The following is a 10,465-nucleotide window of genomic DNA, read 5'->3' as shown; positions in this document are numbered from 1 at the left end:
CAGCGTGCGATCAGCCCGCGCGCCACGTTGACCGTGGGCGGCGCGCTGAGCGGCGACGACAGCTCGATCGGCGTGGGTGCCGGTTTCGGCTGGTAACACGGGTTGCATCAAACGCGGCGGCGCCGAGCTGCGCCGCCGCGGTAAGGCCTGAGGGGGCGGGCAAGGACCGTGGCTAGGCCAGCCAACGGATTCGCATGGAGTGATGGCCGTACCAGGAGCGATCGATCAACTGCCGCAGGCCGGCTCACGGCTGCGCGGTGTTGTCGACCCCGTTCCAAGCCTGATTCACGAAAAACACGAAGAGGATTTCACCGTGATCGACAAGACCTTCCGCCTCACCCCGCTGACCGGCGCCATCCTGATGATGGCCCTTGGTGCGTCCGGCACCCTGGCTGCCGCACCGAAACTGCTGGTCAAGGAACCGACCCAGTCCGCTTCGGCCGGCGCCCAATTCAGTAGCCGCCTGATCGTGCGCTACAAGGACGACACCGCCGCTGCGACCGATCGCGGCAGCAAGCTCAATGCCGTGCAGGCCGCGGTCGGCCGGGTCGGCGCCGCTACCGGCGCACGCAGCAGCGCAGCCGCCGCCAAGGCGACGTATGTGCGCAAGCTCGGCATCGGCTCGGACCTGATCAAGCTGTCCAGCACGCTCACCGCCGCCCAGGTGGACAAGGTGGTCGTCGAGCTCAAGAACGACCCGTCCGTCGCCGACGTGCAGATCGACCGCATGCTGCGTCCGGTCGAGATCAAGAAGAGCGTTGCAGCGACCGATGTGAGCCCGCAGCTGGTTCCCAACGACCCGCTGTATGCGCAGTACCAGTGGCACCTGAGCAACCCGAACGGCGGCATCAATGCGCCGGGCGCATGGGATCTGTCGCAGGGCGCCGGCGTGGTGGTGGCGGTGCTGGATACCGGCATCCTGCCGGGCCATCCCGATTTTGCCGGCAACCTCCTGCAGGGTTACGACTTCATCACCGACGCCGAAGTCTCGCGTCGCCCGACCGACGCCCGCGTCCCGGGTGCACTGGATTACGGCGATTGGGAAGAGGCCGACAACGTCTGCTACAACGGCTCGGTTGCCCAGGAGAGCTCCTGGCACGGCACCCACGTCTCGGGCACCGTGGCCGAGGCGACCAATAACGGAGTCGGCATGGCCGGCGTGGCGCCCAAGTCGACCATCCTGCCGGTACGCGTGCTCGGCCGTTGCGGCGGCTACACCTCCGACATCGCCGACGCCATCGTGTGGGCGTCCGGCGGTACGGTCGAAGGCGTGCCCGCCAACACCAATCCGGCCGAGGTGATCAACATGAGCCTGGGTGGGGGCGAGCCCTGCGATTCGGCTACCCAGCTGGCCATCAATGGAGCGGTGTCGCGCGGCACCACCGTGGTGGTGGCGGCCGGCAACAGCGGCGAAGATGCGGCCAACCATTCGCCGGCCAGCTGCAACAACACCATCACCGTGGGCGCCACCCGCATCACCGGCGGCATCACCTATTACTCCAACTACGGCAGCAAGGTGGACCTGTCCGGTCCCGGCGGCGGCGGCAGCGTGGACGGCAACCCGGGTGGTTATATCTGGCAGGCCGGCTACACCGGTGCGACCACGCCGACCTCGGGAAGCTATACCTATATGGGCTTGGGTGGCACCTCGATGGCGTCCCCGCACGTGGCGGGCGTCGTGGCCCTGGTGCAGAGCGCAGCGATCGGCCTGGGCGACGGCCCGCTGACCCCGGCTGCGGTCGAGGCGTTGCTCAAGCAGACCAGCCGCCGCTTCCCGGTGACCCCGCCGGCCAGCACCCCGATCGGCAGCGGCATCGTCGACGCCAAGGCTGCGCTGGAAGCGGTCTTGGTGGAGCCGTGCGATCCGGCCACCGAGACCTGCGCACCGACGGCCATCGCACTGACCAACAAGGCGCCGCTGGCCGGTCTGAGCGGCACCTACGGCAGCTCCACGCTGTACAGTTTCGAGGCCAAGGCCGGTGCCGTACTGAGCTTCATGACCTACGGCGGTACCGGCGACGTGTCGGTGTACGTCAGCTATGAAGCCGAGCCCAGCGCCACCAGTTTCGATGCCAAGTCCACGCGTCCGGGCAACAGCGAAACCGTCCGTTTCACTGCACCGAAGGCGGGCACCTACTACATCAAGCTGGTAGGCGCATCCAATTACGCGAAGCTGACCCTCGTTGCACGACAGTAAGTAGCGCAATAGTGTGACCAATGCCCCCGGCCAATCACCGGGGGCATTGTTTTTCAGGACGATTCAGATGCGTGCGGTTGATCGTCGCGGCAAACTGCTACAGTCGGCGCCGGACCAGTGGAGACGAGTGTGAACGCGGTTGCCGTCGATCCAATTGAGCATCGAAGTGCGGAAACGCGCATCGTCGAAGCGTTGCTTGAACGCCGTCGTCTGAAGGACTCCGATCTGCTGCGCGCACGCCAGTTGCAGGCCGAATCCGGCATGGGCCTGCTGGCCCTGCTCGGCCGCCTGGGCCTGGTGTCCGAGCGCGATCATGCCGAGACCTGCGCCGATGTACTCGGCCTGCCGTTGGTGGATGCACGCCAGCTCGGCGATACACCGCCGGAAATGCTGCCCGACGTGCAGGGCTTGTCGTTGCGCTTCCTCAAACAATTTCATCTGTGCCCGGTGGGCGAACGCGATGGCCGGCTGGAGTTGTGGATCGCCGATCCGTACGACGATTACGCCATCGATGCAGTGCGTCTTGCCACCGGCTGTGCGTTGTTCCTGCAGGTGGGCCTGCGTTCGGAAATCGACGATCTGATCGAGCGCTGGTACGGCCAGGGCCGCAGTGCGATGGGCACCATCGTCGAGACCGCCGATGGCGACGCCAACAGCAGCGACGACATCGAAGCGCTGCGCGATCTTGCCTCCGAAGCGCCGGTGATTCGCCTGGTGAATCTGGTGATCCAGCACGCACTGGAATTGCGGGCATCGGACATCCATATCGAACCGTTCGAGAGCCGGCTCAAGGTGCGTTACCGCGTGGACGGCGTGCTGGTGGAAGGCGAAAGCCCGCCGGCCAAGCTCACCGCCGCGGTGATCAGCCGCATCAAGATCATGGCCAAGCTCAACATCGCCGAACGCCGGCTGCCGCAGGACGGCCGCATCATGCTGCGCGTGCAGGGCAAGGAGCTGGACCTGCGTGTCAGCACCGTGCCCACCGCGCACGGCGAGAGCGTGGTGATGCGCCTGCTCGATCGCGAAACGGTGGTGTTCGATTTCTACAAGCTGGGCTTTACCGAAGACTTCCTGCCACAGTTCCGCAAGGTGCTGGAGCAACCGCACGGCATCATGCTGGTGACCGGCCCGACCGGCTCGGGCAAGACCACCACGCTGTACACCGCGTTGAGCCAGCTCAACACCTCGGACGTGAAGATCATCACCGTCGAGGACCCGGTGGAATACCAGATCGAAGGCATCAACCAGATCCAGGCCAAACCGCAGATCGGGCTGGATTTTGCCAACGCGCTGCGCAGCATCGTGCGCCAGGATCCGGACATCATCATGATCGGCGAAATGCGCGATCTGGAAACCGCGCGCATCGCGATCCAGTCCGCGCTCACCGGCCATCTGGTGCTGTCCACGCTGCATACCAACAACGCGGCCGGCGGCATCACCCGTCTGCTCGACATGGGCGTGGAAGACTATCTGCTCACCTCCACCATCAACGGCATCCTGGCGCAGCGCCTGGTGCGCAAGCTCGACCTGGACAACGCCGAACGCTACGCCGCATCGCCGGAGGAAATCGACAGGTTCGCTCTGCGCCGTCTGCAGCCCGATGGCGAGATTTATCTGTATCGCCCGCGACCTTCGGCCGCGGCACCGACCGGCTATCTCGGCCGCACCACCATCGTCGAGTTCCTGGTGATGAACGACGAACTGCGGCGCGCGGTGATGCGCCGCGCCGGCATGGGCGAGATCGAACAGCTGGCCCGCAAGGCCGGCATGCGCACCATGTACGAAGACGGTCTGTCCAAGGCCCTGCGCGGGGAAACCACCATCGAAGAAGTCCTGCGCGTGACGGAGGATGCGTGAGAGTCAACGCAGCCACAGCGAGCATCGGATGCTCAGGATCGGAAGATAAGCAGAGCAGCGTCCTGGCAATGCGTTTTGCACGCGTGCGTTTGCGCCCGGTGGCGCCAACGCAGCGCAGGATCCTGCTTTTCCCGATTCCCGAATCCCGAATCCCCACTCCCAGCCGTCCAGCCTGATGCCCCTGTACCGCTACAAAGCGCTCGACGCCCATGGCGAAATGCTCGATGGCCAGATGGAAGCGGCCAGCGACGCGGACGTTGCGCTGCGCCTGCAGGAGCAGGGCCATCTGCCGGTGGAAACGCGGCTGGCCACCGGCGAAAACGATTCGCCCTCGCTGCGCACGCTGTTGCGCAAGAAGCCGTTCGACAATGCGGCGCTGGTGCAATTCACCCAGCAGCTGGCGACGTTGATCGGTGCCGGGCAGCCGCTGGATCGCGCATTGTCGATCCTGATGGATCTGCCGGAAGACGAAAAAAGCCGGCGCGTCATCGGCGACATTCGCGACACCGTGCGCGGCGGTGCGCCGCTGTCGTCTGCATTGGAGCGGCAGCATGGGCTGTTCTCCAAGCTGTACATCAATATGGTGCGCGCGGGCGAAGCCGGCGGCAGCATGCAGGACACCTTGCAACGGCTGGCCGATTACCTGGAACGCAGCCGCGCGCTCAAGGGCAAGGTGATCAACGCGCTGATCTACCCGGCGATCCTGCTGGCGGTGGTCGGTTGCGCGCTGCTGTTTCTGCTGGGCTACGTGGTGCCGCAATTCGCGCAGATGTACGAAAGCCTGGATGTTGCGCTGCCGTGGTTCACCCAGGCGGTGTTGAGCGTGGGCTTGCTGGTGCGCGACTGGTGGCTGGTGCTGATCGTGGTGCCCGGCGTGCTCGGGTTGTGGCTGGATCGCAAGCGGCGCAATGCCGCCTTCCGCGCATCCCTGGACGAATGGCTGCTGCGCCAGAAAGTGGTCGGCAGCCTGATCGCGCGCCTGGAAACCGCACGCCTGACGCGCACCCTGGGCACCTTGTTGCGCAACGGCGTGCCGTTGCTGGCGGCGATCGGCATCGCGCGCAACGTGATGTCCAATCTGGCGCTGGTCGAGGATGTGGCCAACGCTGCCGACGACGTCAAGAACGGGCATGGCCTGGCGATGTCGCTGGCGCGCGGCAAGCGCTTTCCGCGGCTGGCCCTGCAGATGATCCAGGTCGGCGAAGAATCCGGCGCGCTGGACACGATGTTGCTCAAGACCGCCGATACCTTCGAGCTGGAAACCGCGCAAGCGATCGACCGTGCGCTGGCCGCATTGGTGCCGCTGATTACCCTGGTCCTGGCGTCGGTGGTGGGGCTTGTCATCATTTCGGTGCTAGTACCGCTGTATGACCTCACCAATGCGATCGGCTGAGAGTGGCGGGCAACGCGGCTGCGCCGCCCGGCGGGCGCAAGCGGGGCTCGGCAGCGGCACGCATCGCTCGTACACTGGCTTCACCGCACGCAGCGCTTTCACTTGCGCGGCGTCTTCACAACAACGTTCCGGTGACCGCTCGACACCTACGCGGGAACCAATGCAATCGCCGCTGTGTCATCTAGTAGCGGCAGCATCCTTCATCGACGTGCAAGGAAATCGTTCATGATCAAGCGCTCCATCACCCGTAGTCCGTCGCGCGCAGGCCAGGCCGGCATGAGCTTGCTGGAAATCATCATCGTCATCGTGCTGATCGGCGCGGTGCTGACCTTGGTCGGTAGCCGGGTGCTCGGTGGCGCCGATCGCGGCAAGGCCAATCTGGCCAAGTCGCAGATCCAGACCCTGGCCGGCAAGATCGAAAACTTCCAGCTCGACACCGGCAAGTTGCCGAGCAAGCTGGATGACCTGGTCACCCAGCCCGGCGGCAGCAGCGGCTGGCTGGGCCCGTACGCCAAGCCGGCGGAACTCAACGACCCGTGGGGTCACACCATCGAGTACCGCGCGCCGGGCGATGGCCAGCCGTTCGACCTGATCAGCCTGGGCAAGGATGGCCGCCCTGGCGGCAGCAGCTACGACTCGGACATCAAGTACCAATAAGCCCTCGCCATGCGCGTTGCGTGTCAGCCGTTGCGTCGTCCGCATGGAGTCGGTCCTGGCCGCACCCGTACGCGTGGCACCTCGCTGCTTGAAATGCTGCTGGTCATCGCGTTGATCGCGATGGCCGGTGTGCTGGCGGCGGCCGCATTGAACGGCGGCATCGATGGCATGCGCCTGCGTACCGCCGGCAAGGCGATCGCATCGCAACTGCGCTACACACGGACCCAGGCGATCGCCACCGGCACCCCGCAACGCTTCCTGATCGACCCGCTGCAGCGCCGTTGGGAAGCGCCCGGCGGCCATCATGGCGATCTGCCGTCGTCGCTGCAGGTGCGCTTCACCGGCGCGCGTCAGGTGCAGTCGCGGGAAGATCAGGGCGCCATCCAGTTCTTCCCCGATGGCGCTTCCACCGGCGGCCGCATCGATCTGCAGGTCAAGGACGCGCGCTGGCGCGTGGATGTGGGCTGGATCACTGGCGAAGTGCGTTCCGGCCCGCTGCGGACGCCTGCGCCATGAAACGTCAACGCGGTTACACGCTGATCGAAGTGATCGTCGCTTTTGCGTTGCTCGCCTTGGCGTTGAGCCTGTTGCTGGGGTCGTTGTCCGGCGCGGCACGCCAGGTGCGCGCGGCCGACGACAGCACGCGTGCGACCTTGCATGCGCAATCGCTGCTGGCGTTGCAAGGCATGGACAAACCGCTGGTGCCGGAGCAGCAACAAGGCACGTTCGAAGACGGGCATTTCCGCTGGTCGATGGATGTGCGCCCCTACGACGAACCGCGACGCAATCCGCAGGCGCCGGTGGCCCCGGGCGCGCACAAGCTGCTGCAACTGACCCTGGTGGTGCGTTGGGGCGAGGCGCCCAATCAGATGCTGCAATGGCGCACCTTGCGCCTGGTGGCCGCCACCGCGCAGGACACACCGCTGTGATCCGTTCGCGCAGCGCAGGCTTCACCCTGATCGAAGTGCTGCTGGCCACGATGCTGTTGGTCGGCGGGCTGGCATTGGCGTTCGCCACGTTGCGCTCGGCCAGCGCGGTGAGCCAGCGCGGCGAAGCGATTGCCCAACGCAGCGAACGCGTGCGCGCGGTGGAAGAATTCCTGCGCCGTCGGTTGGCCGCTGCGTTGCCGCTGGCGATGAGCATCGACCCGCAAAGCCAGCAGCCGATGCTGTTCGTCGGCGAACCGCAGCGCATGCGCTTTGCCGCCGATGTGCCGGATTACCTGGGGCGCGGCGGCCCGTACCTGCACGAGTTGTCGGTGGTTGGCGATGGCGAGCAGCGCACCTTGCAGATCGCGTTGACGATGCTGCAATCGGGCAAGTCGATCGAGGAAGGCAGCACGTTGCCGCCGGAGCCGCTGGCGCAAGGCGTGCAGCAGGTGAGCTTTCGCTACCGTGGCATGGATCCGCAGAACGGCCGCCTGAGCGGATGGTTGCCGCAGTGGGAATGGCACGACCGCCTGCCGCTGATGGTGCGTATCGAGATCCGCAGCGGCGGCGCTGCATGGCCGCCGTTGATAGTGGCGTTGCCGCAATCCAGCAACCCCGGAGCGGGGCAATGAGCCGGATACGTGGCGCCGCCTTGGTGCTGGTGTTGTGGCTGATCGCCTTGCTCACCGCGATGATCGGCGCGTTTGCGCTCACCGCGCGCGTGGAGGCCCTGCAAGGCACTATGCTGCGCAACGGCGCGCAGGCGCAGGAATACGCGCGCGCCGGCCTGGAATACGCACTGTCGCGCTTGCAGAGCGCCGATACCCAGGCACGCTGGCGCGCAGACGGCCGACGCTATCGTTGGCAGATGGACGACGCCACCGTGGAGATCCGTATCACTGACGAAAGCGGCAAGGTGGATCTGAACATGGCCGAGCCGGCGCTGTTGGCCGGGCTGGTGCGTGCCGTGGGCGGCGAGCAAGGCCGCGATACGCGCATTGCCGGTGCCATCGTCGATTGGCGCGATGGCGATTCGCTGAGCCAGCCCGGCGGCGGCGCGGAAGACCGCGATTACGCCGATGCCGGCCTGCCGTATGGCGCAAAGGACAGCCCGTTCGAAACCCTGGGCGAGCTGCGCCTGGTGTTGGGCATGGACAGCGCGTTGTATCGCAAGCTGCTGCCCAACATCACCTTGTACAGCGGCCGCTCGCGCCCGGAGGCGCGCTTTGCGCCCGGCCCGGTGTTGACCGCGATGGGCCTGGATGCGCAGCAACTGCTGGCCCAGCGTGACGCGCCGCCGGGTTTGCCGGGCAGCGAGGCGACGGTCGGTGGGTCTGACACTTATAGTATCGAGAGCCGGGCGCGACTGAGTCAGGGACGCGAGGCTGTGTTGCGGGCGGTCGTGTCGACAAGCGCGTCTGCAGTTCCGGGATCGGCCTACACCGTGTTGCGTTGGGAAGAGGGAGCAGCAGTGCAATGACCGCATGGCGGGATACCTTGGGTCGTATCGGCGTACGCGCCATGCCGGGAGCCGGAGGCTTCTGGCGTTGGTGGCAGCAATCGCTGCTGGCGTGGTTGCCGCAGCGTTGGCAATGGCAATTGGGCCTGTCGCAGGCGCGTCTGTTGTTGCAGCTCGATGGGCAGGCCTTGCAGTTGCTGCGTCAGCGCGACCAGACCCGCGAGGCGATCGCCAGCCTCCCGTGGCCGGTGCAGCCGCAGGAAGTCAACGCCGTGCTGCCGACGGCGCTGGATGGCTTGCCGCGGCATTGGCTGTTGCCGTCGGCGCATGCGTTGCGGCGCCCGTTGCGCCTGCCCGCCGCCGCCGCTGCGCGGCTGCAGGACGTGGCACGTTTTGAAATCGACCGGCAAACCCCGTTCACCGCCGACCAGGTGTATTTCGACGCGCGCGTGCTCGATGTGCGCGAAGACGGCCAGCTCGATGCCGAACTGGTGGTGGTGCCGCGGCGCATGATCGATGGCCCGGCCGGTGTGCCCGAGGCCTGGACCAACGCGTTGTCCGGCATCGATGTAGCCGATGCGCAGGGCGCCCCGCTGGGTGTGAACCTGCTGCCGCCGGCACGCCGGTTGCGGCGCAGCGACCCGATGCAACGCTGGAACCTGCTGCTCGCCGCCACCGCAGTGGTGCTGCTGGCAGTGGCCGGCTGGCTGCTGCTGGACAATCGCCGTCAGGCCGCCGCCGACCTGCGCGCCAAGGTACAGGCCAACGCCGCGCGCGCGCGGCAGGTGGCTGCCGAGCGCCAGCAGCTGGTGGATCTGGTCGAAGGTGCCACCTTCTTCCAGAAGCAACGCGCCACGCGTCCGACCTCGGTGGAAATCTGGGACGAGTTGAGCCGGCGCCTGCCCGGAGGCACCTATCTGGAAAAATTCTCGGTCGAAGGCGGGCAATTGCAGCTGATCGGTTTGAGCAACGAAGCCTCGTCGCTGGTGCGTCGTCTGGAAGGCTCGCCGCTGTGGCGCACGCCCTCGCTGACCGGCGTGCTGCAGAGCGATGCCGGTCGCAACGTCGACCGTTTCACCATCACCGCCGAGCTGGCCGGCCCCGATGCGAAGGAGGCGGCCGATGCCACGCAGCGTTAAGCGCGATCGCTGGATCGCATTGGGCCTGCTGCTGCTGGTGCTCGGCGTGGCCTACCTGGTGCTGGTGCACCCCTGGTTCACCCAGCCGATGATCGCCGTGCAGGACGAGCTGCAATCGCTGCGCGAGCGCGAGCTGCGCGTGCGCGTGCAATTGCAACAGGCGCCACAGGTCACCCAGCGGCTGCGCCAGGCGCGGCAAACGCTGGAGAGCCGCCCGGGCTTTCTGCCGGAAACCTCCGCCGAACTGGCCTCGGCCGGGCTCGTGCAGCGGCTGGAACGCGCCGTGGTGGAAGCCAGCCCCGGCAATCGCAGCTGCGCGATCAGCAACCGCTCGCCGCTGCAGCCGGAGAGCAAGGACCGCTTCACCCGCGTGGCGGTGCAGGTACGCCTGCGCTGCGGGACGCCGGAGCTGGCCTCGGTGCTGTACAGCCTGGAAAACGGCGCCCCGCGGCTGTTCGTGGACAACCTCAACGTGATGGCGCAGCGCTACCAGCTTTCGCCCAACGAAAGCGGCAACGGCCTGGACATCGCCTTCGAGCTGGCAGGTTATCTGCGACCCGGTGCCAGCGCTGCGCCGTTGAATACCGATGCCGCGCCCGCCGCCGCCGCCGGGGAGGCCAGCAATGCGCCTTGACCTGATCGGTTTGCGTACCTGGTTGCTGGCCACGGTGGTCGGCTGGGCGCTGCTGGTATGCATCCTGGCCGTGGCCGGGCTGGGCAAGCGCGTGGAACTGCTGCCGGACGACCCGGCGCTGGTGCAACGCCTGCCCACCTTGCCGGCGCCTGCGCCGGAGCGGCTGGGGGCCTTCGAAAAATATTCGGAGATCGCCGCAC

The 10,465-nt window shown here is 66.6% G+C and carries 10 protein-coding genes and 2 pseudogenes; all 12 read left to right on the top strand.

Translation table 11 applies throughout. From position 1 onward, the window contains the following. Positions 1-96, top strand: a pseudogene (locus tag Y887_RS21575) (adhesin); the annotation flags it as partial. A 217-nt stretch (positions 97-313) separates the two neighbouring features. Beyond that, positions 314-2,197 (top strand): diffusible signal factor-regulated S8 family serine peptidase, encoded by a 1,884-nt coding sequence (locus Y887_RS17040; protein WP_046965479.1) that lies wholly within the window; start codon positions 314-316, stop codon positions 2,195-2,197. Positions 2,198-2,326: 129 nt separating this feature from the next. Next, on the top strand, positions 2,327-4,054 hold the full coding sequence (gene gspE, locus Y887_RS17035; protein WP_046965478.1) for a type II secretion system ATPase GspE: 1,728 nt from the start codon (positions 2,327-2,329) through the stop codon (positions 4,052-4,054). Between the two features lie 175 nt (positions 4,055-4,229). Continuing rightward, the gene (xpsF, locus tag Y887_RS17030; protein ID WP_046965477.1) at positions 4,230-5,447 is read left to right on the top strand and encodes a type II secretion system protein XpsF; all 1,218 of its coding nucleotides are present in this window, start codon (positions 4,230-4,232) and stop codon (positions 5,445-5,447) included. 225 nt (positions 5,448-5,672) lie between these two features. After that, positions 5,673-6,104, top strand: a complete 432-nt coding sequence (gene gspG / locus Y887_RS17025; protein ID WP_039426219.1) for a type II secretion system major pseudopilin GspG — start codon at positions 5,673-5,675, stop codon at positions 6,102-6,104. A 9-nt stretch (positions 6,105-6,113) separates the two neighbouring features. Beyond that, entirely contained in the window at positions 6,114-6,620 is a 507-nt protein-coding gene (xpsH, locus tag Y887_RS17020) for a type II secretion system protein XpsH (RefSeq protein ID WP_046965476.1), read from the top strand. Then, entirely contained in the window at positions 6,617-7,033 is a 417-nt protein-coding gene (gene xpsI / locus Y887_RS17015) for a type II secretion system protein XpsI (RefSeq protein WP_046965475.1), read from the top strand. Before xpsH ends, xpsI begins: the two co-directional genes overlap by 4 nt. Then, entirely contained in the window at positions 7,030-7,665 is a 636-nt protein-coding gene (locus Y887_RS17010) for a type II secretion system protein J (protein ID WP_046965474.1), read from the top strand. Before xpsI ends, Y887_RS17010 begins: the two co-directional genes overlap by 4 nt. Further along, positions 7,662-8,513 carry a type II secretion system minor pseudopilin gene (locus Y887_RS17005; RefSeq protein ID WP_046965473.1) on the top strand — a complete coding sequence of 284 codons (852 nt, stop codon included), beginning with the start codon at positions 7,662-7,664 and terminating at the stop codon, positions 8,511-8,513. The genes Y887_RS17010 and Y887_RS17005 overlap by 4 nt, the downstream gene beginning before the upstream one ends. Beyond that, entirely contained in the window at positions 8,510-9,631 is a 1,122-nt protein-coding gene (locus tag Y887_RS17000) for a PilN domain-containing protein (protein ID WP_046965472.1), read from the top strand. Before Y887_RS17005 ends, Y887_RS17000 begins: the two co-directional genes overlap by 4 nt. Beyond that, positions 9,615-10,265 carry a type II secretion system protein GspM gene (gene gspM, locus Y887_RS16995; protein WP_046965471.1) on the top strand — a complete coding sequence of 217 codons (651 nt, stop codon included), beginning with the start codon at positions 9,615-9,617 and terminating at the stop codon, positions 10,263-10,265. Before Y887_RS17000 ends, gspM begins: the two co-directional genes overlap by 17 nt. After that, positions 10,255-10,465, top strand: a pseudogene (xpsN, locus tag Y887_RS16990) (type II secretion system protein XpsN); the annotation flags it as partial. The gene gspM and the pseudogene xpsN, both read left to right, overlap by 11 nt.

The organism is Xanthomonas pisi DSM 18956 (assembly GCF_001010415.1).
Classification (GTDB): Bacteria; Pseudomonadota; Gammaproteobacteria; order Xanthomonadales; family Xanthomonadaceae; genus Xanthomonas; species Xanthomonas pisi.
Note: the sequence above shows the minus strand (reverse complement) of the source record. Positions and strands in the feature narration are given on the sequence as shown.